This is a genomic window from Frigoribacterium sp. CFBP 13729 (assembly GCF_014841875.1).
Lineage (GTDB): Bacteria > Actinomycetota > Actinomycetes > Actinomycetales > Microbacteriaceae > Frigoribacterium.
On record NZ_JACYUR010000005.1, the window covers coordinates 91,615 to 117,669 of the forward strand.

At 68.8% G+C, this 26,055-nt stretch carries 22 protein-coding genes; 15 read left to right on the top strand and 7 right to left on the bottom strand.

Features of this window, described 5'->3' with window-relative positions:
* Positions 1-48: 48 nt before the first annotated feature.
* Complete coding sequence (locus IFT77_RS14035) at positions 49-1,500, bottom strand: PepSY domain-containing protein (RefSeq protein WP_192170323.1); 1,452 nt, start codon at positions 1,498-1,500, stop codon at positions 49-51.
* A 77-nt stretch (positions 1,501-1,577) separates the two neighbouring features.
* On the opposite strand from IFT77_RS14035, the gene IFT77_RS14040 reads away from it, so the two are divergent.
* Positions 1,578-2,189, top strand: a complete 612-nt coding sequence (locus IFT77_RS14040; protein ID WP_192042480.1) for a DUF5134 domain-containing protein — start codon at positions 1,578-1,580, stop codon at positions 2,187-2,189.
* Between the two features lie 57 nt (positions 2,190-2,246).
* Here IFT77_RS14040 and IFT77_RS14045 read toward each other — a convergent pair whose 3' ends face one another.
* Positions 2,247-3,191 carry a PDR/VanB family oxidoreductase gene (locus IFT77_RS14045; RefSeq protein WP_192042481.1) on the bottom strand — a complete coding sequence of 315 codons (945 nt, stop codon included), beginning with the start codon at positions 3,189-3,191 and terminating at the stop codon, positions 2,247-2,249.
* Between the two features lie 89 nt (positions 3,192-3,280).
* Positions 3,281-3,883 (bottom strand): hypothetical protein, encoded by a 603-nt coding sequence (locus IFT77_RS14050; RefSeq protein ID WP_192042482.1) that lies wholly within the window; start codon positions 3,881-3,883, stop codon positions 3,281-3,283.
* Here IFT77_RS14050 and IFT77_RS14055 point away from each other — a divergent pair.
* The 7 genes from IFT77_RS14055 (at position 3,861) to IFT77_RS14085 (ending at position 10,455) form a co-directional block, all read left to right on the top strand.
* Complete coding sequence (locus tag IFT77_RS14055; protein ID WP_192170324.1) at positions 3,861-4,694, top strand: ABC transporter substrate-binding protein; 834 nt, start codon at positions 3,861-3,863, stop codon at positions 4,692-4,694. The genes IFT77_RS14050 and IFT77_RS14055 overlap by 23 nt on opposite strands.
* Before the next feature lie 14 nt (positions 4,695-4,708).
* Entirely contained in the window at positions 4,709-5,752 is a 1,044-nt protein-coding gene (locus IFT77_RS14060; RefSeq protein WP_267658547.1) for an iron ABC transporter permease, read from the top strand.
* Positions 5,749-6,528 carry an ABC transporter ATP-binding protein gene (locus IFT77_RS14065; protein WP_192170325.1) on the top strand — a complete coding sequence of 260 codons (780 nt, stop codon included), beginning with the start codon at positions 5,749-5,751 and terminating at the stop codon, positions 6,526-6,528. Before IFT77_RS14060 ends, IFT77_RS14065 begins: the two co-directional genes overlap by 4 nt.
* A gap of 47 nt (positions 6,529-6,575) precedes the next feature.
* Entirely contained in the window at positions 6,576-7,421 is an 846-nt protein-coding gene (locus IFT77_RS14070; protein ID WP_192042485.1) for a DJ-1/PfpI family protein, read from the top strand.
* A gap of 118 nt (positions 7,422-7,539) precedes the next feature.
* The gene (locus IFT77_RS14075; protein WP_192120290.1) at positions 7,540-8,634 is read left to right on the top strand and encodes an ABC transporter substrate-binding protein; all 1,095 of its coding nucleotides are present in this window, start codon (positions 7,540-7,542) and stop codon (positions 8,632-8,634) included.
* Positions 8,635-8,647: 13 nt separating this feature from the next.
* Complete coding sequence (locus tag IFT77_RS14080; protein ID WP_267658545.1) at positions 8,648-9,688, top strand: iron ABC transporter permease; 1,041 nt, start codon at positions 8,648-8,650, stop codon at positions 9,686-9,688.
* Complete coding sequence (locus IFT77_RS14085) at positions 9,685-10,455, top strand: ABC transporter ATP-binding protein (protein ID WP_192042487.1); 771 nt, start codon at positions 9,685-9,687, stop codon at positions 10,453-10,455. Before IFT77_RS14080 ends, IFT77_RS14085 begins: the two co-directional genes overlap by 4 nt.
* Positions 10,456-10,498: 43 nt before the next feature.
* Here IFT77_RS14085 and IFT77_RS14090 read toward each other — a convergent pair whose 3' ends face one another.
* Genes IFT77_RS14090 through IFT77_RS14100 form a run of 3 tightly spaced genes read right to left on the bottom strand, consistent with a single transcriptional unit; the run spans position 10,499 to position 15,020 of the window.
* The gene (locus IFT77_RS14090; RefSeq protein WP_192170326.1) at positions 10,499-11,845 is read right to left on the bottom strand and encodes an aspartate aminotransferase family protein; all 1,347 of its coding nucleotides are present in this window, start codon (positions 11,843-11,845) and stop codon (positions 10,499-10,501) included.
* 32 nt (positions 11,846-11,877) lie between these two features.
* Complete coding sequence (locus IFT77_RS14095; protein ID WP_192170327.1) at positions 11,878-13,725, bottom strand: glycoside hydrolase family 3 protein; 1,848 nt, start codon at positions 13,723-13,725, stop codon at positions 11,878-11,880.
* The gene (locus IFT77_RS14100) at positions 13,722-15,020 is read right to left on the bottom strand and encodes an MFS transporter (RefSeq protein ID WP_192170328.1); all 1,299 of its coding nucleotides are present in this window, start codon (positions 15,018-15,020) and stop codon (positions 13,722-13,724) included. Before IFT77_RS14100 ends, IFT77_RS14095 begins: the two co-directional genes overlap by 4 nt.
* Positions 15,021-15,131: 111 nt before the next feature.
* Between IFT77_RS14100 and IFT77_RS17565 the strand changes: the two genes are divergently transcribed.
* The 4 genes from IFT77_RS17565 (at position 15,132) to IFT77_RS14120 (ending at position 21,255) form a co-directional block, all read left to right on the top strand.
* On the top strand, positions 15,132-16,322 hold the full coding sequence (locus IFT77_RS17565; RefSeq protein WP_192170329.1) for a TetR/AcrR family transcriptional regulator: 1,191 nt from the start codon (positions 15,132-15,134) through the stop codon (positions 16,320-16,322).
* 115 nt (positions 16,323-16,437) lie between these two features.
* Complete coding sequence (gene rmuC, locus IFT77_RS14110; protein ID WP_244638825.1) at positions 16,438-18,117, top strand: DNA recombination protein RmuC; 1,680 nt, start codon at positions 16,438-16,440, stop codon at positions 18,115-18,117.
* 550 nt (positions 18,118-18,667) lie between these two features.
* Complete coding sequence (locus tag IFT77_RS17280; RefSeq protein ID WP_192170330.1) at positions 18,668-20,230, top strand: FGGY family carbohydrate kinase; 1,563 nt, start codon at positions 18,668-18,670, stop codon at positions 20,228-20,230.
* Positions 20,231-20,238: 8 nt separating this feature from the next.
* Positions 20,239-21,255: an NAD(P)-dependent oxidoreductase gene (locus tag IFT77_RS14120; protein WP_192042500.1), complete on the top strand. Its 1,017-nt coding sequence runs from the start codon at positions 20,239-20,241 to the stop codon at positions 21,253-21,255.
* 18 nt (positions 21,256-21,273) lie between these two features.
* On the opposite strand, the gene IFT77_RS14125 is transcribed toward IFT77_RS14120, so the two are convergent.
* Positions 21,274-22,188 (bottom strand): sugar-binding transcriptional regulator, encoded by a 915-nt coding sequence (locus IFT77_RS14125; protein WP_192042501.1) that lies wholly within the window; start codon positions 22,186-22,188, stop codon positions 21,274-21,276.
* Positions 22,189-22,313: 125 nt separating this feature from the next.
* Here IFT77_RS14125 and IFT77_RS14130 point away from each other — a divergent pair, with 125 nt between their 5' ends.
* The 3 genes from IFT77_RS14130 (at position 22,314) to IFT77_RS14140 (ending at position 25,871) form a co-directional block, all read left to right on the top strand.
* Positions 22,314-23,618 (top strand): MFS transporter, encoded by a 1,305-nt coding sequence (locus IFT77_RS14130; RefSeq protein WP_192042590.1) that lies wholly within the window; start codon positions 22,314-22,316, stop codon positions 23,616-23,618.
* Between the two features lie 62 nt (positions 23,619-23,680).
* Positions 23,681-24,334: a class II aldolase/adducin family protein gene (locus IFT77_RS14135; RefSeq protein ID WP_371741070.1), complete on the top strand. Its 654-nt coding sequence runs from the start codon at positions 23,681-23,683 to the stop codon at positions 24,332-24,334.
* A 22-nt stretch (positions 24,335-24,356) separates the two neighbouring features.
* The gene (locus IFT77_RS14140; RefSeq protein ID WP_371741071.1) at positions 24,357-25,871 is read left to right on the top strand and encodes an aldehyde dehydrogenase family protein; all 1,515 of its coding nucleotides are present in this window, start codon (positions 24,357-24,359) and stop codon (positions 25,869-25,871) included.
* Positions 25,872-26,055 lie beyond the last annotated feature (184 nt).

The following is a 26,055-nucleotide window of genomic DNA, read 5'->3' on the forward strand; positions in this document are numbered from 1 at the left end:
AGCGGTCGTCGGCAGTCTCGTCCGACATCTCGCGACTCGGCTGTGTGATCAGACCGAGCCGAAGAACTTGCGCAGGCGCGGGACTCTGCGGATGAGCAGCTGGTCCAGTGCCAGCACGAGGATCAGGGAGAGTCCGAAGACCGGTAGGAAGAGCCCTAAGGCCACCATCGCGACGAGCAGGACCCTGCTGCTCCAGACGGGGAGCGCTGCCCGGGGGGCTGAGAGTCCCGAGGCGCGTCCTCGACGGGTCCACCACATGAGTGGCCCCGAGATGCAGAGGAACATCACGGCGAGGCAGAAGAGCACCGTGAGGACCGTGTTGACAGTGCCGAAGCGACGTCCCTCGTGCAGCGCGACGCCCTGTGACACCGTCTTGGCGGTGGCGCTGAAGTCGTCGTAACCATAGGTGCCGGCGACGTCGCCGGTGTACTGGTCGACGTGGACGGTCTTCTCCAGGGCCACGTCGGACTCGGAGGGGTTGCCGTTGTCGTTCCACTGGCTGCCCATCACGCTGAAGACGCCGTCGTCCCCCTCTGGGTAGACGATCGAGTACGGCTCGGGCGCGCCTTCGTTGCGAGCGGCCGCGACGGCTTCGTCGATCGAGATCATCGGGCCGGCGCCCTGGCTCGTCCCCAGGGGGCCGCCTGCGATCGCCCAGCCGGCCGGCGCCGTCGTGCCGTTGGTGTCCTCGATCAGGTCGCCGAGGGTCGACTCGGCGCCGGGGTCTGCGCCCCACAGGGATTCTCCGTCGCCCGCCGCGACCTGCTCGGCAAGGGAACCCCAGACGCCCGTCCACGGTAGGCCAGAGACGACCAACATCAGGATGCCCAGCCCGACCGGCAGGCCGGCGATCGCGTGCATTCCGCGCAGCCTGGAGCCCGGCACCTTCTTCGCCCGAGCGGCGCCTCGGGGGCGGCGACCCAGGAAGAAGATGATGAACCCCGTGATGGTCAGGACGATCGCCCAGCTGGCCCCGAGCTCGACGATCCGGTCGCCGATCTGCTCGTCGCCCAGCAGCAGGTCGCCGTGGATGCGCTCAGCCCGGTTCGACACGAGCTCGTTCTCGGTCAGGTCCCCCGTCACGGTGGTCGAGTACGGGTCGACGTAGACGTTGCTCCCGACACCGTCGGCGCTTTCCGTGACGAAGACGGTCGAACGGTCGCCGGTCGCGTCCACGACGGAGAGAATCTCCCTGTCCGGGAAGGCCTCCCGGACAGCGGCCTCCTGGCTCGACAGGGAGGCGCGCTCTGCGCCCTCGGGGGCGGTGACGGTGAGGACGCCGGGATGGGTGAACGAATCGACCTCGGCTCGGAACATGTAGGTCAGGCCCGAGATCGAGAGGATGAACAGGACCGGGACGACGATGATGGAACCGTAGAAGTGCCACCGCCAGAAAGCAGCGAACCAGTTCGTCGGACGCTTGCCTGGACGGTGAACTCGGCTTGTCGGTCTGTTCGGGACGTCGGCTCCGGTGCGGCGGTCCATCTCGGTCGCGGTCATGCCAGCCTTTCGATCGGGACCGGGGTCGTCCGGTCGTCGAGTTGGCACTCTACAAGATGTAGAACTAGCCTGGCGACGTGATCGACTACCCCTGGAACATCGTCCTGACCATCGCCTTCGCGTTCACCTTCGTGGTCTGCGTGGGGGACGCCCTGGTGGGAAGGCTCCGTGCCACGGACCGGCGAGCAGCCATCACCGACGGCGAGCTCGTCGACGTCAACCACGGCGTCATGAGCATCGCCATGATCGCCATGACCTGGTTCTTCGCGATGGACGTCGTGACCTGGGCGCAGGTCCTCCTGTTCGTGATCCTCGGCCTCTCGCTCGTGCCGCCCCTCCTGCGCGCGTCGTCCCGGCGTGGGCGCACCGAGCTCGTGGGCCACATCGCGCTGGACGCGGCCATGATCTGGATGCTCGCCGCGATGCCGTTGCTGATGGCCGGTGCCATGAGTGCCGCCGGCGGATCGATCCACGCCGAGCACGCCGGAGCGGATGCCGGTGCCGACATGCTGATGGCGACCCCGATCTGGGCCGACGTCGTCAACGTCCTCTTCGTCGTCGTCTCAGCGGTGGCGGCCCTCTGGTGGCTCGTGCAGATGTTCATCAGCCGAGGGCACCGCGTCCACCTGCTCTGCCACGTCGTGATGGCCGCGGGCATGGCGTGGATGCTCGTCCTGATGAACGTGTAGAGAACACCTCCCGCCGCCCAAGGCCCAGGCCCACGGGCCCGCGTGACCGCCCACGGCTCACACGTCTAGTTCGAGGACGGAAGAGAGCGACCGCGAGCAGCAGGTGTTGATGTGGGTCCCTGCGGTGTGGTCCGCCTCCGTCTGGAAATCGTCCCGATGATCGGGGACGCCGGCGAGCACGGCGGTCAGGCACGACCCGCAATGACCCTGGCCACAGGAACGGTAGGTCTCATAGCCTCGCCGCTCCAGGGCCTCCGCAAGGGACTCGTCCGCCCCGACCTCGATCCTCTCGCCCGTCGAGCGGGCCACGACGGTGAAGCTCCGATCGCCGTCTCGTGGCGTCTCGGCGGGTGGGTCGAAGCTCTCGGATCGCACCTGGTCCGCCCGCCAGCCCGCCGCGAGGGCGCGGTCCCGGGCCACGCTGACGAAGCCCGCGGGCCCGCAGGCGTACACCGCGCCTCCGTCGTCGACCGTCTCGAGCGACCGTGGCCAGCTCGTCCGGAAGGAGTCGCCTTCATCGCTGTGGTGCAGGGTGACGCGATCACGCCAGGGGCTGGCGGTGAGGACGGCGAGGAGGGGGAGGGCATCGGCGTCGCGGGACCAGGCGTGGAGCTCGAAAGGCGTGCCCCACCGGTGCAGTTGCTCGGCCATCGTCACGAACGGCGTGATGCCCACACCTCCTGCCAGGAGGACCGCCATCGAGTCCGACCGGCCGAGGGGGAACGTGTTGCGGGGCCTCGACACGTCGACCACGTCGCCCACGGTGAGCCGCTCGTGCACCGCCGCCGAGCCGCCGCGACCGTTCGGGTCGTGGCGCACGCAGACGAGGTACCTCGCCGTGTCGTCGCCGTGGCTGACGAGTGAGTACTGGCGCACGAGGCGCTCGTCGAGGTGGAGGTCGACGTGCGCCCCGGCCTCGAAGGTCTCGAGCTCCTGGTCCGGATGCACGGGCCGGAGCTCGACGAGGAGCGCGTCGCGGGCCGCCCGGGTGATGTCGTGCACGCGTACTGACTGTCTTGCAGGCCGGGTCATTCCCCGAGTCGAGGAGCTGGGCGTCCGGCGGGCGCGCAGGGCCCGGAACAGCGGCGGGGTCACGACGGGTCTCTCGGTGCTCGACGCGTTCGAGCGAATCGGGAGGCGAGCCGGTCGGCGAGGTGCCTCAGGGAGGCGACGTCGTCGCCGAGGGTCACGGCCCGCGGGTCGTCGTCGTCCGGCGTGGGTCGAGCGAGCACCAACACGATCAAGACGGCGATGGCGACCACCTGTGTGAGGCTCGTCGCCGTGTCGAGCCACGGGAGGTGGTCGACCTCGTTGGCGGTGGTCATCGATGCTCCCTCGAATCGTTCGTCGGTGTCGTCGCGACGGTGTTCTACAGAATGTAGTTCATGGTCGAGAAGTGTTGCCCGAGCCCCTTCTACGATACGTAGAATAGACGTCATCACCGACTGAAGGAGTCCCATGCGGCCCACTGTCCGACGCGTCCTCTCCGGAACCGGGGCAGCGGCCGCGCTCCTGCTCCTGACCACCGCGTGCACTGCCACGGGCGACGAGGCGACGCCCGCGAGTCCGCCTGCCGGTGCGACGTCGACTGACGCGACGTCGAGCGCATACCCCCTCACCCTCGAGAACTGCGGTCGACAGATCACCATCGACGCCCCGCCGGAGCGTGTGGTGAGCCTGTGGCAGTCGAACACGGAGGCGCTCCTCGCCCTGGGCCTGGGCGACCGGATCGTCGCGGTCCAGGAGAACTACGCGCCGTATCCCGAGTCGGTCGCGTCGCAGGCGACCGGGCTCAAGAACGTCGGCAGCGAGATGGGCTTCCCCTCGAAGGAGGTCCTCCTCAGCGAGAAGCCCGACTTCGTGACCGGTCAGGTCCTCGACGGCTTCGCGTTCGACGCCTCGCAGGGCTACGCATCCGTCGAGCAGCTCGAACAGGCCGGGGCGGCCGTCTACGGCGCCAACCTCTGCGGCTCGACCGACTCGCAGAGCACCGAGACCTGGAACATCGAGTCCGTCGAGAAGACGCTCCGCGACTACGGGACGATCTTCGACGTCGCCGACAGGGCCGACGAGGTCGTCGCGGAGCTCGAGGCTGACAGGTCGGCCGTCGTCTCGGCCGTCGAGGACGAGCCGATCACCAGGACGGCCTACTTCAACGGCGGGACCGGCCCGGTGATCGTCCTCGCGGGTGGCATCTACGACGACCTGATCACCACCGCGGGAGGTGAGAACGTCTTCTCGTCGGACTCCGTCTACGTCAGCAAGGAGGTGTTCGCCGCCTCCGACGCGGACGTCGTCCTGGTGGGGACCTTCCCCGGACAGGACTTCGCGTCCCAGAAGGCGTTCCTCGAGGAGAACTTCCCCGACTTGCCCGCCGTGCAGGCCGGCAAGATCACCGAGGTGCCCACGCAGGAGACTGACTCCTCCATCTCGGTCATGGTCGGGCTGACGAAGATCGCCAACGCGATCCACCCCGACCTGAAGCTCCCGGTTCCCTCGTCGTGAGCGAAGGGGCCGCCGTGACTCGGCGACCGGCTCCCCGTCGCCCGAAGCTGATGGTCGGCGCGCTCGTCGCCGCCTGCCTCGTCGCCGTCGTCCTGTCCGTGGCTGTCGGCAGCGTCGGCATCGCGCCGAGTCGAGTCCTCGAGGTCGTCGGCGGGCGCCTGGCGCCGTGGGCCCTCGGCCAGGTCGACGGTCTCGACGACCAGATCGTGTGGGTGTTCCGTCTTCCTCGCGCCCTGCTCGGCCTCGTCGTCGGAGCGGCCCTCGCGGTCGCGGGTGCCGTCCTCCAAGCCGTCGTGCGGAACCCCCTGGCAGACCCGTTCGTGTTCGGTGTCTCGTCGGGCGCCTCCGTCGCCGCGGTCGCAGCGCTCACCCTCACGACCGGTGCCCTCGCCTCCGTGTCCACACCGCTGGCCGCTTTCGTCGGAGCTCTCGTCGCGACACTCCTCGTCTTCGTGCTCGCCCAGCAGGGAGGGCGCGTCACACCGAACAGGCTGCTGCTCGCGGGCGTCGCGTTGTCGTACCTGCTGAGCTCCGTCACGAGCTACCTCGTCCTCCGGTCGAGCGGCACGAACCAGGGCGTCGGGCCGGTGCTCTCGTGGCTCGCCGGCAGCCTCGCCGCGGCGACCTGGAGCGACCTGGGTGTGCCGGCCCTCGTGCTGGTCGCGTCGACGGCCGTGCTGGTGCTCCTCGCTCCCGTCCTCAACGCGTTCCTCACTGGTGACGAGACGGCCGCGAGCCTAGGTGTCGACGTCGGCCGGGTGCGACTGGGGTTGTTCGTCATCACCTCGTTGCTCGTCGGCGTCGTCGTGGCGGTCAGCGGCTCCATCGGGTTCGTCGGACTCGTCGTGCCGCACGCCGTCCGCATGGTGATCGGCTCCGACCACCGCTGGGTGCTTCCTGCGTCCGCTCTCGCCGGAGGGCTCCTCCTGGTGCTGGTGGACATCGGTGCCCGGCTGCTTCTCGCGCCGACCGAGGTGCCGGTCGGCCTCCTCACCTCCGTCGTCGGTGCACCGTTCTTCCTCTGGCTGTTGCGCCGCTCCGGGCGGAGCGGACGATGAGCGTCAGGGCAGGCGGAGCGCTCCGCGTCGAAGGCGTCAGCGTCGACCTCGCCGGACGCCGGATCATCGAAGAGGTGGCCTTGAGTGCCCACGGGAACGTCGTCGGCCTCGTGGGCCCGAACGGGAGCGGCAAGTCGACGCTCCTGCGGACGATCTACCGCATGCTGCGGCCGGCCGAGGGGACCGTGCTCGCCGAGGATCGTGACGTGTGGTCGATGTCGGCCAAGGAGGCGGCGCGCATCACCGCAGCGGTCGTCCAGGACAGCCCCGTCGACCTCGAACTCACCGTCGTCGACTGCGTCACGACCGGACGCCTACCGCACGGCAGCTTGCTCGGATCGGGCCGTGCCGAGGACGGGCGAGTCGTCGAGCTGGCGATGAGGAGGGCCGGTGTCGAGGACTTCGCCGACCGTGGCATGAGCACGCTCTCGGGTGGAGAACGGCAACGCGTGCAGCTCGCCCGCGCGCTCGCGCAGGAGCCGCGGCTCCTCGTTCTCGACGAGCCCACCAATCATCTCGACCTCCGACACCAGCTCCAGCTGCTCGCTCTCGTCCGGGCGCTCGACGTCACGACCCTGGTCACGCTGCACGACCTGAACCTCGCGGCGTCCTACTGCGACGAGATCGTCGTGCTCGAACACGGCCGGGTCGTCGCCTCGGGACTGCCGGGCGAGGTCTTCACCCCGCAGCTGCTGCAGCGCGTGTTCGGCGTCCGCGCCGACACGCTCGTCAACCCGCTCACCGGCCGCCTCCAGCTCGTCTACGCGGACAGCTGACGGCCGACCCCGACCGGTCACGACCACTACGAGAAGGAGAACCACACGTGAACGACGAACTCAACGACACCGCCGAGACTGCGGCGCTGCCCGGACACACGGCAGGGAACGACCCGACCGGGAGCACCTTGTTCAGCGTGGTCGGCGACGACCCCGCCAAGCAGGACGCCATCGACCGTTCGATCGCCGCTCACCACACCCTCGCCGCGCGGCCCGGGATGCGCTTCGCCACGGGCAAGACGATCCTGATCGTCCTGCACCCCGGCTTCGAGCTTCTCGACGTCGTCGGTCCTTTCCACTTCCTGGCAGCGACGGGCGCGGACGTGCACTTCGTCACGACGGGCTCCGCGGATGAAGCGGTGCTGAGCAGCAGCGGTGTGGCCCTGGTGCCCGCGCTGGCGCTCCACGACATGCGTGTCGCCCCGGAAGTCCTCCTCGTGCCCGGTGGCGACACGGGCATCCTCCTCCGTGACGCCCGTGCCATGGCCGACCTGCGACGCCTCGGCGACCAGGCGACCTACGTCACCAGCGTCTGCTCCGGCTCGATCGCTCTCGCCGCCGCAGGCCTCCTCGAGGGACGACGTGCGACGTCGCACTGGTCCGTCCGGCACCTCCTGGCCGGCTACGGCGCCGTCGAGGTGAATGAGCGCGTGGTGGAGGACGGCAACCGGCTGACCGCGGCGGGAGTCACCGCGGGGATGGACCTCGCCATCAAGCTGGTCTCGTACCTGTGCGGGGACGAGATGGCACGCTTCGCCGTTCTGGGCGCCGAGTACGCCCCCGAGCCCCCAATCGACACGGGCACTCCCGAGAAGGCCGGCCCGGCACTGACCGACCTCTCTCGCGACTTCCTCGCACCGCTCGTCGAAGAGCTCCGCGCCCCCGCACGCTGACACTGCACGGGCATCCGTTCGCCATGCGGCGCACGGTGTGTCGACGTGGAGGAATCCGCGTGTCGCTGTGTTCTACAACTTGTAGAGTCAATCATTCCCTCTGAAGAAAGGCCTTCCCATGCACTTCGCCAGATCACGTACCGCGCTGGCCCTCGGATCACTCGTCACCCTCACCGCCCTGGTGGGGTGCTCGGCCACTACGTCTCCTGCCGATTCAGCCGGCCCGGTCGGCGACGGGACGACGCTCACCGGCGGGCCGACGTCGTATCCCCTCAGCGTCGAGAACTGCGGCCTCACCCAGACGTTCGACGAGCGGCCCTCTCGAGTCGTCCTGATGAACGGAGCGTCGGTCTCCGAGGTGGAATCACTCGTGATGCTCGATCTCGAGGACACGATCCTCGCGAACACCCAGAACTACGGCATGTCCGACATGCCGGGACTGGTCGAGCAGATCGACGCGCTCCCGACGGGAGACGTCGACATGGCCGGCAGTTTCGAGATCCCCGCCGAGCAGCTCCTCGCGCTCGAGCCGGACCTCGTCATCGCGACGACCTCGGGAGGGTTCGACCCGAGTTCCGGTCAGTCGTCACGGGAGGAGCTCGCCGAGGCGGGCATCGAGACCCTCGTCAACCCTGCCAACTGCGCCATGGGCAAGGAGGACGCGACAGAGGAAGAACTCGGCGCGTTCGACGAGGCCACCGTGGAGTCGTCCTTCGATTTTCTCAACTTGGTCGGCAACGTCTTCGACGTGCAGGACGAGGCGCAGGTCCTCGTGGATGACCTGCGCGGTCAGATCGACGCCGTGTCGGCAGCCGTCGAGGGCAAGGAAGAGCCCACGGGGCTGATCGTGTTCCCCGGCATGTCGATGATGACGCCCAACGGGATGCCCGCCGTGTTCCTCGGGGGGATCTTCGACGACGTCCTCGCCCGCGCAGGGGTCTCGGGCGCACTGAAGGACAGCGGGTTGACCTTCACCTCGGCCATCGACGAAGAGCAGCTATCCTCCGCCGATGTGGACATCCTGGTCGTCGGCGGGTTCACTCGGGGAGAAGACCTCGACGCTGAGGCGGCAGCGCTCTTCGCCGAGTACCCGCAGTGGGACGCAGCCAAGAACAACAGCTACGTGACCGTGTCGGACGGGGTGTACGTCGGGCCGACGAACGCCGCCGCGATCGACAAGATCGCTCGCGCTGCGCACCCCGACGCCTTCTGATCGGCCGGGGCTCGTGGAGGTTCGTACGTCGCCGACGCGACAGGGCTCGCTGCTCGCGTGGATGGTCGTCCTGGCCGCCGCGACGACCGTCGTCGCCGTCGTGGCGGTCTCGATCGGCAGCGTCTCCGTGAGCCCCGAGGCGGTCGTGCGGACCGTCGTCGGCAACCTCAGCGGGGACAGGGGCTCGATCGATCCCCTCGACCAGAGGATCATCTGGGAGCTGCGAGCTCCCCGGGTCGTCCTCGCCGGGATCGTCGGGGCATCCTTCGCCCTCGCGGGGGCAGCTCTCCAGGGGCTGCTCCGCAACCCCCTGGCGGACCCGTACATCATCGGGGTGTCTTCGGGCGCCTCCTTCGGGGCCGTCCTGGTGATGGCCTTCGGGTCGGCCGCCCTGCTGGGCGTCACGACCTCCGTCGCCGCCTTCGTCGGGGCGATCGGGCTGCTCGGACTGGTCTTCGCGTTCGCGCAGCGGTCTGGCTCGTTCACCGACATGAGGCTCGTGCTGTCGGGGGTCGCCCTGGGCTACGTCGCCATGGCCGGCACGAGCTTCGTCCAGCTCCACGCGGATCCCGGTGAGCTGCGAGGCATCCTGTTCTGGATGATGGGAAGTGTCGCCGGGGCACGGTGGTCGGCCTTGGTCCTGCCCGCGGTGGTCCTCGTCGTCGCGGGGGCGTGGTTGCTCGCTCAGTCGCGAGGCCTGAACGCTCTCGCACTCGGCGACGACGACGCCACCGCAGTCGGCGTCGACCTGCGGCGCACCCGACTCGGGCTGCTGCTGGTCTCGGCAGTCCTCACGGCGGTGGCGGTGAGCGTGGCCGGGGGAGTGGGCTTCGTCGGCCTCATCATCCCGCACGCGATGCGGCTGCTCGTCGGGTCAGACCACAGGCGCCTGCTGCCGGTCTCGGCGATCGCGGGGGCGCTGTTCCTCATCCTCGTCGATCTCGTCGCACGCACTGTCGGCAGCCCCAACGAGTACCCGCTCACCGTGTTCACCGCCCTCATCGGCGGCCCCTTCTTCCTCTGGCTGATGAACTCCGAGGGGAAGCGAGCATGAGGGTCTCCCTCGACCACGTCACCATCAGCCTGGGCGGACGCCCGTTCATCCACGACCTGAGCCTCGAGGTGGAGCAGGGCTCGTTCGTCGCGATCGTGGGCCCGAACGGCTCGGGGAAGTCGACCCTCCTCCGCGCGATGTATCGAGCCCTGCAGCCCGATTCGGGAAGCATCCTCATCGGTGACACCGACGTCTCGACGATCACCCCTCGCCACGCCGCACGACTCCGCGCAGTCGTCACCCAGCACCAGACGACGAACGACAGCCTCCTCGTCCGAGACGTGATCGCGACCGGACGCCATGCTCACCAGAGATGGTTCGCCGTGGAGTCCGCGGCGGACCGCGAGATCATGCGGCTGTGCCTCGAGAAATGCGGCGCCGTGCACCTCCTCGACCGTCGCTACCTGACGCTCTCCGGTGGCGAGCGTCAGAGAGTGCTCCTCGCCAGGGCCCTGGCCCAGGACGCGCCTGTGCTCCTGCTCGACGAGCCCACCAACCACCTCGACGTCCGGGCGCAGCACGACCTGCTCGCCCTCCTCGAGGACGTCGACCTGACCAGGGTCGTCGTGCTGCACGACCTGGACCACGCCGTCGCCCACGCCGATCATCTGTTCGTCGTGCACGAAGGGCGCATCCGCGCCTCCGGGCACCCCGTTCAGGTGCTCACCTCAGGGCTCACGGAAGAAGTCTTCGGCTGCCGTTCGGCGATCACCGAGCACCCGTTGACCGGGCGCCCGCACCTCGTCACGGCGCCGGTGGGCCGGTGACGAGAAGGCCTGGTGTGCCCCTGCTCGGCAGCTCCCGACCCGGTCAGGACTCGAGATCCGTGACGATGTCCTTCACGGTCTGGATGAACGCGGAGATGTCGTCGTCGGTCATCGCGAGGGAGAGTGACAGTTCTCCACGGGCGACCGGGAAGAAACCACGGTTTGCCAGCTCCAGAGAGAGCGCTTGCGTCCTCTCCGCATCGACCTTGTGCCAGTAGTCGCGGTGCGTCGTGACCTGCTGGCCAGGCTCGTTGCAGTAGGCGTAGGCGTAGGCGAGGGACGAGAAACCCCGGCCGAAGATGGTGAAGGGGCTGTTCCGTTCTGCCGCCCAGGAGCTCAGGTCGGCGAGGATGCGCCCGGCCATGGAGTTGAGGCGGTCGTAGGCGGCCATGTCGAGCGCACGCATGCACGCGATGCCGGCGACCAGGGCGAGGCGATGACCGTGGTGAGTGCCCGAGATGGCGACCCGTCCGGTCTCGAGCACGCTCATGATGTCGGCTCGCCCTCCGACGGCGCCCAGCGGCAGGCCGCCCCCGATGATCTTGCCCATGACCGTCAGGTCGCCCTCGACGCCGTAGACGCTCTGCAGGCCGTGGTAAGCCGCCCTGAGGTTCGCGGTCTCGTCGATGACGAGGACGATGCCGAGCTCGTTGGTGACACGGCGCAGCATGTGCACGAACTCGTCAGAGAGCATCACGTGGCCGCCGGCTCCTGACTCCAGCTCGACGAAGACGCAAGCGAGGTCGGCTCCGTGCTCACGCAAGATGCGCTCGGTCCCGACGAGGTCGTTCTGCGTGAGGACCACAACGAGATCGACGGTCTGCTGCGGCACGCCGGAATCGTCCGCGACCGGTCGCGGATTCCCGTCCGTCCCGTACTCAGGTGCCTCGTGCGTGTGCACGGACACACTGACGGGGTCGGTGAACCCGTGGTAACCGCCCTCGAACTTCGCGATCTTGGTCCTGCCCGTGTAAGCCCGCGCGATGCGCGCCGCGGTCATCACCGACTCGGAAGCCGAGCACGAGAACTGCACCTTCTCGACCGATGCGATGCGGTCGATCAGGATCGCCGCGAGTTCGGCCTCCTCCGAGACCGGATTCCCGAACGAGGCCCCGCTGGGGATCGCTGCGATCAGGGCATCGGAGATGGCCTCGTGGCCGTGTCCCAGGATGTTCACGGTGAAGTTGTTGTTGAAGTCCATCAGGCGATGGCCGTCAACCGTGTCGATGAAGGCCCCGTTGCCGCCTGTGACGAAGACGGCGTGCGGACCGAAGTTGAAGGACGTACGGCTGTAGCCCCCGGGGATGAGCCCCTTGCCGTGTTCGGTGGCGCGGGCCGACGCGGCAAACCGTTCGGTGAACCTCTGGGTGGCGGACTCGAGGGTGAGCATCGTTGTCCTCTCGTGGTCTGGCGTGGTGGGCATTAGGGAGTCGGAGGTGCGTCGTAGGTCAGTCCGTGGCCGAACCGGAAGAGCGGCGACGCCGTGTCGAACGGGACGTCGGGGCGGCTTGCCTCGACAGCCTCAGTGCTCGACGGGAGATCGAAGGGGAGCTGTCCTCGGGGCGCAGCCTCGCCGAAGACCAGATCGAGGAGGGCTCCTGGCCCGGCTCCCCAGTTGCCGATGATCGCCGCGACGTCCTCGACTATCGGCGTCAGGACGGCGGGCCGATCAAGGAAGACGTCGACGATCGTCGGGACGGCCGATGCGATCTCACGGAGGTGGGCGGAGGTCTCCGCGGCGAACTCGAGCGATCCCGCGTGGAAGTAGTTCTCGAACGCTGTCGGTCGGGTCTCGAACGGCGCGTGCGTCCGGATGACGGCGATGTCGGCTGCCTCCGGAGTGTCGACCACCTGGGCGTAGAGCGCCGCCATCTCGCGTGGGATGCCCTCCACGTAGAGTCGGCTGCCGCGCGGGGCCGGCAGGACGGCTGCTCCCTCGCCTCCGTTGGCAGCTCGGTTCGTGAGGAGCGTCAGGGAGGCTCGCTGCGCCTCCTCGCCCGCCGCGATGAACTCGGGTGATCCGACGATCCGACCTGCCGCCTCGACGTCGACGAGAGGCTGGTCGAAGAGCCCCAGGATAAACTTCTCACGGAGGAGGCGGCGGACGGACTGATCGAGCCTGGCCTCGTCCACCCTGCCGCTCGTGACCAGCCCGATCAGGACGTCGGGGCACTTCTCGCCGCCGAACTGGTCGACGCCGGCGTCGAGCGCCTTGAGCATGCGGTCGCTCTGGTCGAGGTGCTCGACGCCCCAGGCGCGGGCGGGGAACGGTTCGCCCGAGACCTCGGAGTCGGTGAGGAGGCCCCAGTCGGTGCACACGATGCCGTCGAAGCCGTACCGCTCCCGCAACAGACCTGTGATGACTGAGCGGTTGAACCCGAATCCGACTTCTTCGTGCTCGGTGCCCACGGGCATGCCGTAGTACGGCATGACCTGGCTGACGCCTGCTGCGAACGCTGCCTCGAACGGCTTGAGGTGGAGCTCGAACTGCCCGCCCGGGTAGACCTGCTCGCGGCCGTAGCCGAAGTGCGGGTCCTCGCCGTCCTTCTGGGCGCCTCCTCCGGGGAAGTGCTTGATCATGGCGGACACCGATTCGGTGCCGAGACGGTCGCCCTGAAGCCCCTCGACGTAGGCGGTGCCGAGGCGCGAGGTGAGCTCGACGTCCTCACCGAAGGTGTCGAGCTGCCGCGCCCATCGCGGCTCGGTCGCGAGATCGACCTGGGGGTGCAAGGCGACGCGGATGCCCACAGCCCTGTACTCGCGGCGCACGACATCCCCGAAGCGGCGGACGAGGTCCGCGTCGCGCGTGGCGGCGAGGCCGAGCGCTTCCGGCCAGACCGAGAAGCTGCCCGCGAGGAGGCCCGCGAGGGGATTGTCGCTGTAGGAGTTCCGGGGGTCGCTCGAGATGGTGACGGGGATGCCGAGCCGAGTGGAGGCAGCGAGCTCTTGGATGCGGTTGTGCCAAGCCGCCATCTGACGGGGGTCGCCGCCCGTGAGCAGGTTGAAGTGGGACATCTGGTGTTCGAGGACGAACGTCGCGTTCGAGGGCAGGTGGAACTCCTCGTCGCCCTCGGAGAGCTCGCCGCCCTCGCCCATGCTGATCATGTCGTGGAAGAACAGGCCGGCCTTCTCGGCCAGGGTCATCTGTCGCAGCAGGATCTCGACCCGCTCCGCGGTGGGGAGATCGGGGTCGCGGTAGCGACGGTCGATGTCGTGCTCGACCTCGTGGTCGGAGCTGTCCGGGACGGTGGTCGGGGCACGGTGGGTCATCGGACTCCCTTGATGAGGTAGACCACGAAGGCGCCAGCCAGGACGACGAGGGCGCCGAAGAGATAGAAGACGGTGTAGCCGCCGAGGACGGTCGTCGCACCGACGGCGATGATGAACGGTGCGATCGCCGGCGCGATGGACTGGGGCAGGGCGTTGGCGATGTTGAGCACACCGAGGTCCTTGGCCGTGTCGGCGGGGTCGGGCAGGACCTGGGTCGCCAGGGCGAGCGAGACGGCGAGGAACGCGCCCGCGCCGAGGCCGATCAGTCCTTGTCCGACGATGACGACGGGCACTGAGGGGGCGACGGCCATGAGGATCAGCCCTCCTGCCATGATGACGCCGGCTGCCGTGACGAACACACGCCGTCGGCCTGTCCGGTCGGAGGCGATGCCCGCGAGTGCGCCGGAGACAGCGGTGGCGATCGTCGAGGCGAGGTTGCAGAGCAGGACGATCCCGATGGCTTCTTGTTCCTGGAGTGCGAAGCGGTCGCTGAGGTAGAGGGGCAGGAAGGTAGCCACGCCTGCGTAGCCGAACATCACGAGGAACGTGGTCAGCCACGCCAGGGCGAAGTCCCGGTGCCGGACGGGGTCGAACGCGAACGAGCCGAAGAAGTCGCGGATCCCGTAGCGCTCGCGCGGCGCGGTCGTCAGCTTGCGATCGTCGAGGGTGATGACGAACACGGCGGCAGCGACGAGTGCGACGAGCGCGGGCGCGAGGAACCGCCCGACGTCGCCGGCGATGAAGTTGACGAGGAAGCTGCCGCCGAGGATGGCGACGGAGGTCATGACGCCGATGATCCCCGAGGCGAGTCCGCGCCTCGCGGGCGACACCTGGTCAGGGACCGTCGCGTTCGTCGCAGCCAGGGCGCCGTTGATCGCGGCCTGGGTGAGGCACCACCCGACGAGCACGACCCAGACTTCGTCGGCGACTCCGATGAGCAAGCACGACAAGACGCCCACGAGTGCGCCGCCGAGGATCCAGGGCCTGCGACGACCCCAACGAGAGGTCGTGCGGTCCGAGAGGCGGCCGACGAGCGGGTTCGCGACGAGAGCGAACAGGGAGCCGACACCCGTGACGAGACCGAGGGCGCCGACGGCTGCCTCGGGGGACGAGGTGATGTGCTGGAGCTTGAACGCCATCGAGACGAAGACCGGCGTCAGCAGTGCCAAGTACAAGCCGAAGGTCGCGAATCCGAGTGTGGCGAAGTAGGTGGGACTGGCGGTGCCGCCCTTGCTGGCTGTCGTTCCTGACGGCTGCGGGGAGGTCTCGGCGTCGGCCGGTGACGTCTCTGTCATGGGGTTCCTTCTCGGGGTCCAGTGGTGGATGACGCGAGCATAGGGCAATTTGGAACAGTTGGTAACTGAATCCTGATTAACTGGTAACTACTTGAGGTGGGACGATGGGGCGTGGCGAACGTGGTGCAGGGGCGAGCGGCGGGAGCTCGGCAGACGCGGCGGAACATCGTGGAAGCTGCCCGGATCGCGTTCGTCGAACGTGGCCTGGTGCCGGTGTCCCTGCGTGACGTCGCCGCAGGTGCGGGCGTCAGTCACCCAGGGCTCCTGCGTCACTTCAGCTCGAAAGCGTCCCTGATCCTTGCTGTCTTCGAGGGGCTCGACGACGAGCTCGGTCGTGTGCTCGACGGAATGGCCGCCGGTGAGATGTCCCTGGGCGCAGTGGCCAGGGCGACGGCTGCGGTGCCCTCGTTCGACACTCTCGCATCGATGCTGGAGACCGCCGACGGTGCAGTCGAGGCGCGTGCGCGGCTCGGGAAGCGATGGGCCGACATCAGCCGCAGGCTCGACGGATCGCCGTCGGTGGCCGCATTGGGTCTGGAGCAGTCGCTCGTGCTGTGGACCGGGCTGCGCCTCCTGGCTCAGTACCTGCCCGGGGACATCCAGCCGGCTGGGTTCCTCGACGCCGAGGCTGGTCTCGGAGTCCGCCTCGAGTCGGTGGGCGTCCCGGAGGTGGTCGTGACGTTGGCCGACATGGCTGAGCGCAGCGGCATCGGCTACGCCCCGGGGGAGAAGCGGCGAGAAGAGATCCTCTCTGACGCCACCAGCCGCTTCGCTCGCCACGGGTACCACGGGACGAGTGTGAGGGATGTCGCGGACGGGGTGAACGTGAGTCCGTCGACCTTGCTGTACCACTTCGGTTCCAAGGAGCAGCTGCTCACGGCCGTGCTGCGTCGTCGAGACGAGATGCTCGCGAGCCGGGCGCAGGAGGATGTCGAGCCCGCCGAGGAACTCGCGGCGATCGGGGCCGACGCGCGACTCGACGCGAGAGACGAGCCGGGCCTGATCGAGCTGCACACGAGGGTCGCCTCCGAGGCCGTCGCCGTCGGGCACCCTGCCCACGGCTACCTCGCCGAGCGGTATCGACGAGCCATCGCCTACTTCACTCGACTGATCGGGGACGCTCGCGGTGAAGGTGGACGCGACGGCTTCATGCCGCCCGCCGTCGCTGCCGTCCAGCTGGTCGGCTTGTGGGAGGGGCTCCAGATCCAGGCCCTGGGCGACGGGGACTTCCGCGGAATCGGAGACCAGCTGGACGCGTACGTCGACAGCATCTTGCCTCAGGAGGGCCGCGGGCCTGACTGATCGACCCCGGTCCACCTTCCATCGTCGAATGCCCACCGTTGGGGGGCGATGCCCTGGGCCAAGTCGGTCTAAAGTAGGCCCGCCTGGGGGTCAGGCGCGGAACCTGGGGGCGGCTTTGCTCGACATCAGCACGATTGTGCTCATCATCAATCTCGTCCTGACGATCCTTGTCTTGATCATGCTGGCTGTCCGCCGCCCAGGAGGCGGCGTCGGCCCCGCGTCGCCAGCCGACGAGAGAGCCCTCTCGTCCCTGGGGGCTGACATACGTCAAGACCTCAGTGCCCAGAGGCAAGAGCTCGGTGCTGCCATCAACGAGGGGCAGCGAGCCCTGGATGCCCGGGTGTCGACCACTTTGCGCGAGCACAAGGTCGCAGCCGACCAAGCGGTCGAACTTCAGCGCTCAACGCAGTCCGAGCTGCGCGGCAACCTGGACCAAGGGCTCGCCCACCTTCGTGACAAGTTCCACGAGCATGCGCAAGCAGTGCTCGCCGGTGATGCCGCCCTTCGCACGTCCGTCGGCACGAACTTCGACGAGCTGCGCCTTGCAAACGAGGCAAAACTCGAGAAGATTCGAGAGGCCGTTGAGAGGCTGGAGCAATCGAACACCGCGGCTCTGGCCAAGAATGCCGAGCGGGTACAGGTGCTCACGGACCAGAACGCGGTCAAGCAGCAAGAACTTCAAGATCTTCTCCGGGTCGAGTTCGACAGCATGAAGTCGAGTAACGAACGGAAGCTCGAGGCGGTTAAGGCCACCATCGAGCAACTACAGGTGAGCAATGCGGACAAGCAAGGTCAGCTTCAAGAGTCGATGCGTCAGGAGCTCGACAAGCTGCGAACCGGCAACGAAGCCAAGCTCGAGAAGATGCGCGAGACGGTCGACGAGAAGTTGCAAGGCACCTTGGAGAAGAGACTCGGTGAGTCATTCGCGTTGGTGAGCGAACGTCTTGAGCTCGTCCAGCGGGGTCTTGGCGAGATGCAGGCACTCGCGTCGGATGTCGGGGGGCTCAAGCGCGTACTCACGAACGTGAAGAGTCGCGGCAGCTGGGGGGAGGTCCAGTTGTCTCGGCAGCTCGAAGACTTGCTGACGCACGAGCAATACGTCCAGAACCTCGTCGTGAAAGAGGGGACAACCGAGAGCGTCGAGTTCGCTGTCAAGCTTCCTGGGCGCACTCCCGATGAAGCCGTCTACTTGCCTATCGATTCGAAGCTGCCGCAGGAGGACTACGAGCGCTTGCTGAATGCCCAGGAGGCGGGGGACAAAGCTCTCGTGGACGTGGCCGCAAAGACCCTAGAAAGGGCCATTCTCACGCAGGCGAAGCTCATCTCGTCCAAGTACATCTCTCCTCCCAAGACAACCGACTTCGCGATCATGTACTTGCCGACCGAGGGGCTCTTCGCCGAAGTGGTCCGTCAACCTGGACTTGCCAGCAAACTGCAGAACGACCATCGAGTTCTCATCACGGGACCGACGACGCTCATGTCCCTGCTCAACAGCCTTCAGATGGGCTTCCGAACGCTCGCGATCGAGCAACGAAGTTCGGAAGTCTGGAAGGTGCTGAGCGCAGCAAAGGACGAATTCCAGAAGTACGGCGACGTGTGGGACAAGTTGGAGAAGCAGCTTGCGACTGCTCAAAGGACTGTTTCGGAGGCGGGTGTTCGTACCCGTGCTGTCGCTCGGAAGCTACGCGATGTCGAGACGCTCGAGATCGAGCAGCCGGCGGCATTGCCAGGTGGGCTGCAGGAGAGCGAGGAGGTCGCCGAACTCGCAGGCCTCGAGCCTACTTCGAAGTCCTAGTGACCTACTTCGGAGTCCTAGTGACCTACTTCGGAGTCCTAGTGACGCTTCATTGAGGTCGGTCATCCATCAGTCCGAACTGACTCACCTTTTTGGTCGACTTAAACAGCTCCACGCAAATGCATCCCGATGGTTCTCGATGGCAACGGGGCGCGCCCGCTAACCGCTGTCGTTGTCCGTAGGGCCGCACGTCCTGCACTAGGTCGCTCCCTCGGAGCACGTGACCACGGATCAGAAGGTTGGGGGTTCGAGTCCCTCCAGGCGCACAGAACACAAGGGAAAGCCTGGCCATGAGCCAGGCTTTCTTCATTTCTCGGGGTTGCTCGTCCTTCGCTCGACGTGGACGCCCCCCGGCGGAGGTCTCGGCGCCGAGCTGCACGCACCCTGGGCAGTGCCTCGGTTCTGTCGTGGCCTCCCACGACCCTGGGCTGGCCACCTCGATGCGAGAACTCCACAAGCGTCTTGGCGACATGACGACGAGGGCGTAGGCTGAACAACAGATCAGCTTACGAACAATTGTTCCCAGTGCAGCGGAGACATCGGAGTCCATGTGCAACGACGCACCCAGATCATCCTCGGCATCGACGCGGGCACCACGTCGGTCAAGACCGTGGCCTTCACGCTCGACGGGTCGATCGTCGGCGTCGCCCGATCGACCGTGCACATCACACGAGGGCCCCGGGGCGAGGCCGAGGTCGACATGGAGAGGGTGTGGCAGGCCACCGCCTTCACCGTCAGCGCTGTGGTCGACCAGCTCGGCGAGCTGAGCGGGGACGTCATCGCCATCGGCCTCACGGGCCAGGGTGACGGCGCCTGGCTCGTCGGTGACGACGGCCGGCCGCTGCGCCCCGCCGCGCTCTGGCTCGACGGTCGCGCCTCCAGCGTGGTCGAAGCGTGGTCGGCTGACGGTCGCGGCGCCGCGGTGGCCGAGGCCACCGGATCCCCGCTGTTCCCGGGGGCTCTCCCCGTGCTCGTCGACGCCTTGGACGCCGACGGATCGCTCGATCGCGACCGCGGCGTCCACCAGCTGAACTGCAAGGACTGGCTGCGGTTCCGTCTCACCGGCAAAAGGGCGACCGACCCCAGCGAGGCCTCTCGCACCTACTTCGACACGGCGACGCTCGAGTACTCCGGCCAGCTCTTCGGACAGGTGGCGCAGGAGGAGGTGGCCGGCTGGCTCGCACCGGTCCTGTCCCCGTCGTCCGTCGCCGGTCGCCTCACCCGGCACGTCGCCGACGTCGTAGGCCTGTCGGAGGGGATCCCGGTGGCTGTCGGGCTCGTCGACACGGCCGCCGCAGGCGTCGGCATCGGTGCGGTGGCCGACGGCGATGGCTACGCGATCCTCGGGACGACCGGCTTCGTCGGCGTCAACCACCCGTCCCGCGACCACGTCCGGTCCGACCAGAGCATCGTCCTGGCCACCGGCCGAGGCCGTCAGGTGCTCGAGTCGCTCGCGCCGATGACGGGGACGCCCAACCTCGACTGGGTCCGCGAGTGCCTCGGCCGGGGGGCCGAGGACTGGGCCGACATCGAGCGCGCCGCCGCCGGGGTGCCGCCCGGCAGCGGCGGCGTCCTCTACCTGCCGTACGGCTCGCCCAGCGGCGAGCGCGCCCCGTTCTCCGACGGCGCTGCCTCGGCCGCCTGGCTCGGGATGAGCGTCACGACGTCGTCGGCGGAGTTGCTCCGCAGCGTCTACGAGGGACTCGCGTTCGCCTTGACGGAGTGCCTCGACGTCCTGCGGCTGGACGGCGTGCTCGCGATCTGCGGGGGAGGCTCCGACTCCGACCTCTTCTGTCGCGTTCTCGCCGACGTCTCCGGCCGGACCGTCGTGCGTCAGGATGCCCCCGAGGTCGGTGCACGCGGCGCGGCGACGCTCGCAGGGGTCGCCGCCGGGGTCTTCGGCGACCTCACGAGCGGCGTCGCCGCGCTCGCGCCGACGACCACCCGGTTCGCCCCCCGCGCCGAGAGGGCCGAGCTCTATCGCCGCGCCTTCTCGACCTTCATCGCGACCCGCGACGCGCTCCGCCCCTCCTGGCCCGAGCTGCGGGTGCTCCGTGGCCTGGTCCCGGATCTCGTGGCCGAACGGCCCGAGCTAGCCCCGTCACACCACTAGGAGGAACCATGACCACCAGCGACAAGCCCACAGTCCTCGTCACGGCGTCGTTCGACGCCGACGTCGCCGCCTCGCTCGGCGACGTCTTCACCGTCCGCACGGTCGCCCCGCGCACGGACGGCACGAGCTTGGCCGACCGAGGGCTCGGCACCGAGCTGGCGGAGGCCGACGCGATCGTGGCCGAGCTCGACCTCGTCGACGCCGCGACCCTCGCCGCGGCGCCGCAGCTCCGCTTCGTGGTCTCGTGCCGCGCCGCGCCCGTCAACGTCGACCTCGCCGCCTGCTCCGCCAGGGGCATCCCCGTCGCGACGACGCCGGGACGCAACGCCGAGGTCACCGCCGACCTCAGCTTCGCCCTCCTGCTGGACACCGTCCGCCACGTGAGCGCCGCCGAGCGCTGGCTGCGGGACGGCCACTGGAGCGAGGAGGACGTCTTCGAGCCCTACGAGCGCTTCCGCAGCATCGGCCTCGGCGGCCGGACGCTGGGCATCCTCGGCGGCGGAGCCGTCGGTGCGCGCGTGCTGCGGCGCGCCCGCGGCTTCGGCATGACGGTCAAGGTCTACGACCCGTTCCTGCCGGCGGACCACTTCGGCTCGGAGGCGACCGTGGTGTCGCTCGAGGAGGTCATGTCGACCTCAGACGTCGTCACCGTGCACGTGCCGCTGATGCCGGAGACCGAGGGCCTGATCGGGGCGGCGGAGCTCGCGATGATGCAGCCCCACGCGTTCCTCGTCAACGCAGGCCGGGCCGCGATCATCCAGGAGGAGGCGCTGATGGACACCTTGCGCGAGCGGCGCATCGCAGGCGCCGGCTTCGACGTCTACTACCAGGAGCCGCTGCCCGCGGAGTCCGAACTGCGGACCTTCGAGAACGTGACCCTGACGCCCCACATCGCCGGCGCCTCCGACGACGTCATCGTTGAGCACTCGAGGATCGCGGCGGAGGCGCTGCGGGCGTGGCACGCGGACGAGCCCGTCCGAGCCGTCGCGAACCAGCGCGACCTCGCGGCAGCCGTGTCGTCCTGACCCGTCCGCGCCCGCTCGTCAGCGCAGGAGCACCCGGGCGGTCTCGACGTCGGTGACCAGGGCCGTCGCGAGGCCGCCCTCGAGCGCGGCCCGGAGGGGCTCGACCTTGGCGGGCCCGCGAGCGATGACGAGGCGACGCGGGATGCGCCGCAGGGCGTCGAGGGTGAGGCTCACCACGCGGCGGTCGAGATCGCTGTCGATCGGGCGGGCCGAGCGGTCGAAGTACCGGCCCGCGAGGTCGCCGACCGCGCCCCTCTTCGTCAGGTCGTTCCGCACCTCCTCGTCGAGGGAGGGCAGGAGCAGGCCTTCGCCCAGGGACATCCCGCCGAGGCCGGAGATCATGACGTCCGCCTCGGCGGCGCGTGTCATCACGGCTCTCACCGACGGATCACTGAGGGCGAGGCGCGCTGCCTCCTGCGTCGCGGCCACCAGTGGCGCGGGGACGTGGAAGGCCTGCCCGCCGGTGCGGGCGGCGAGCTGCAGCGCGAGTTCGTGGGGATTGGAGGCGACGGCGCGACCGCCCGTGGAGCCGCCCAGAGGGACGAACTCCGCGCCCGGCCGGGGATGGTCCCCGAACGCCGCGACGGCCGCCGCGACGGCGCTCGACAGGCTCAGGGCGACGACGGTCTCTCCGTCGGTGACCGACTCGACGGCCTCGGCCCCGACCGTCGCGAACGAGCGGGCGTCCTTCTGCTGGTCGCCGATCGACGGCGAGAGCCACACCTGGGAGAGGCCGAACCGGTCCGTGAGGGCATGCTGCTCGTCGGCGAAGAGCGGCTCGTCGCTGTGCACCGTGATCTCGACGATTCCCTGTGCCCGCGCATCGGCGAGCAGCCGTGTCACCCGGATGCGCGACAGCCCCAGGGCCGTCGCGATCTCCTGGTGCGTCATGCCGAGCTCGTAGTACATGCGTGCGACGCGACCCAGGAGCATCTGGCCATCTTCCCACCCGCTTGACACCGACGCCGTGCCGCCCCAGGATAAGTGCATCGGTTCAGAACCTTGAACATATGTTCACCATCAGGTCGGCCACCGATCCACTCAACGAGGAGTACGACATGGTCAGCACCCCCGCCCCCGTCAGCGAGGGCCGCTTCGCGCGGCTGCTGCGCACCCAGGGAATCTCCCGCCCCATCGCCTGGGGCTTCGTCGCCGTCACGATCTTCATGGTGGGCGACGGCATCGAGGCGGGGTTCCTCTCGCCCTACCTGGACGAACTCGGCTTCTCGAACGGGGACATCGCCCTGCTCTTCTCGGTGTACGGCATCGTCGTCGCGGTCGCCGCCTGGCTCAGCGGGGCACTCGCCGAGGCCTGGGGCCCGAAGCGGGTGATGATGCTCGGATTCGGCATCTGGTTCGTCTTCGAGATCGTGTTCCTGCTGTTGGGGGTCATGCAGCAGAACTTCGCGGTCATGCTCCTGGCGTTCGGCATCCGAGGCCTCGGCTACCCGATGTTCTCGTACGGGTTCCTGGTGTGGGTGACGATGGGCACCCCCGAGCCGGTGATGGGCAGGGCGGTCGGCTGGTACTGGTTCTTCTCCACGCTCGGCCTCGGCGTGATCAGCTCGTACTTCGCCGGCGCGGTCATCGGCACCCTCGGCGAGCTCGGCACCCTCTGGACGTCGCTGGCCTTCGTCACCGTCGGCGGCCTGATGGTCGCGTTCCTGCTGCGAAATCCCGTCCGCGAGCCGGTCACCCTGAGCAACAGCGTCCGGGGAGTCGTCAGCAGCATCACGATCGTCGGATCACGACCCAAGGTCGGGATCGGCGGAGTCGTGCGCATCATCAACACGCTGTCGTTCTACGCCTTCGTCGTGTTCCTCAGCACCTACATGGTCCGCGAGATCGGCTTCACGCAGGGGCAATGGCAGGTCATCTGGGGCACGATGCTCGCGGCCAACGTGGCCGCCAACCTCATCTCGGGGTACCTCAGCGACTGGATCGGCCGCATCAACGTCATCGCGTGGGCGGGCGGCATCGGCTGCTTCGCGACCGTCCTCGCGCTGTTCTACGTGCCCACGGCCCTGGGCCCGGCCTTCGGCGTCACGCTCGTCATCGGCATCTTCTACGGTCTCGCCCTCGGCATGTTCGTGCCTCTGTCGGCGGTCGTCCCGCTCCTGGCCCCGCGCAACAAGGCGGCCGCGGTCGCGATCCTCAACCTGGGCGCCGGCCTCAGCCAGTTCGCCGGGCCCGTCATCGCCGGCCTGGTGACCCCGCTCGGCGTCCAGGGGACCGTCTGGATCATCGCGTCGTTCTACCTGGTCGGCTTCGTCCTGACCTTCTTCCTGCGGCAGAACGACGCCGAGCGGGACGAGGCCCGGGCCATCTCGGACGAGGAGGCGGCCCTGGTCGCCGCCGTCTAGCCGCACCCCGTCCGGCCGGGTGCGCCCTGCGCCCGGCCACCGCCTCCTCGGAAGGAACCACCGTGACCACCACCACCACCACCACCGACGTCGACCTCGACCTCGACGCGACGATCGCTGAGCTCATCGACGTGGGCCGCACCGCCGTCGACCGAGGCCTCGTCCTCGCCTCGGGCGGCAACCTCTCCGCCCGGGTGGGCGCGGACCGGTTCGTCGTGACCGGCGCCGGCACCTGGCTCGACCGGCTGACCCCGGAGCAGTTCGCCCTCATGGGCCTCGACGGCGAGCACCTGGGCGGCGCCGAGAAGCCGTCGAGCGAGTGGAAGCTGCACCAGCGCAGCTACCAGGTGCGCAGCGACGTGAACGCCGTCGTCCACGTGCACCCGCAGGCCGCCGTGCTGCTCGACGCGCTGGGGCACCAGGTCCGGCTCTTCACTCTCGACCACGCGTACTACGTCAAGAGCGTCGGCAGGACCGACTTCCACCCCAACGGCTCGGACGCCCTAGCCGACTCCGCCGCGGAGCAGGCGACGGAGCACGACTGCATCATCATGGGCCACCACGGCTGCTCGGCCCTCGGCGAGAGCATCGAGATGGCGTTCCGTCGGGCCCTGAACCTCGAGGAGGCGGCGACCGCGACGTTCCGTGCGCTCCAGCTCGGGGACACCACGACCACCTTCCCCGCAGCGGCCTTCGACGCGCTGCACCACGCCTGAGTCGCCGAGGAGCACCCACATCGTGACCACCGCCGCGCCCCACACCGTCGACGACCAGATCGACGCCACCACCCGCGCGTTCCTCGAACGCCCCCCGCGCCTCCTCATCGACGGCGAGCTGGTGGAGGCCCGGTCCGGCCGGACCCTCGACGTCGTCGACCCGGGCACCGGGCAGAAGATCGCCGTGGCTGCCGCCGGCGACGCGCTCGACGCCGACCGGGCCGTCGGTGCGGCGCGTCGTGCGTTCGAGCCGGGCGCGCCGTGGCGGACCATGTCCGCCCTCGACCGCGGGCGCCGCATCGAGCGCTTCGCCCGCCTGCTCGAGGAGCATGCCGACGAGATCGTCGCCCTGGAGGTGCTCGACGGCGGCAAGCTGCGTGGGGCCGTCGTCGCGGGAGACCTTCCGCTGGCGGTGAAGCACCTCGACTACTTCGCCGGCTGGGCCTCGAAGATAGAAGGGAACACGATCCCCGTGTCGGTGCCCGACACCATGGTCCGTACCGAGCGCGAGCCCGTCGGCGTCGTGGCGCAGATCGTGCCGTGGAACTTCCCGCTGCTGATGGCCATGTGGAAGATCGCCCCGGCGCTCGCCGCGGGCTGCACGATCGTGCTGAAGCCGGCCGAGAACACTCCGCTCACCGCGATGCGGTTCGGCGAGCTGGCTCTCGAGGCCGGCATCCCGCCGGGGGTGCTGAACATCCTCACCGGCTTCGGCGCCGAGGCGGGGGAGGCGCTCGTCGACCACCCGGGCGTGGACAAGGTCGCCTTCACCGGCTCGACCGCCGTCGGCATCCGCATCGCGCAGAGGGCGGCGTCGCAGGTCAAGCGCGTCACCCTCGAGCTCGGCGGCAAGAGCCCGAACATCGTCTTCGCCGACAGCCCCGTCGAGGAGGCCGCGCTCGGCGCCGCGTCCATCTTCGGCAACGCGGGTCAGGCCTGCTCCGCCGGCACCCGGCTCTACGTCGAGCGGAAGTCGTTCGACGACGTGGTCGGCCGGCTGAGCGAGATCGCCTCGGGCATGCGGATCGGACACGGCCTCGCCGAGGGCAGCGACCTCGGGCCCGTCATCAGCGATCGCCAGCACGAGCGCGTCCGCGGGTACATCGACGGCGCGCTCGAGCAGGGTGCGACCCTCGCCGCCGGCGGGTCGAGCATGCCCCGCGGGGTCGACGACCGCGGCTACTACGTGCAGCCGACCGTCCTCACCGACGTCGACGACACCTTCACCGCCGTGCGCGAGGAGATCTTCGGCCCCGTCGTCGTCGCCCAGCCGTTCGACGACCTCGAGGACATCGCTCGACGCGCGAACGACTCGCCCTACGGTCTGGCTGCCGGCATCTGGACCCGCGACATCGCCCGGGCGAACCGCTTGGCGCGGCTGCTCCAGGCCGGCACCGTCTACATCAACATGTACGGCCAGACCGACGCCGCTGCACCGTTCGGCGGCTACAAGCAGTCGGGCTACGGCCGCGACATGGGGCACGCCAACCTCGAGAGCTACCTCGAGACGAAGACCGTCTGGACGAGCTTGGCCTGAACCGCCGCGAGCGGCCGTCAGGGGACTCGAGGCCTGCCCGACTCGTCGGATAGTCGGCAGAGGGTCGTCTCGCTCACGGAGCGAGGCACGGACGTCAGGGAAGCCATGATCGACGCCGTCATCGCGCACGGTCCGCTCAGCACGCTCGACCAGGACGAGCTCGCCGTCGTAGGGCGGCTCCTGG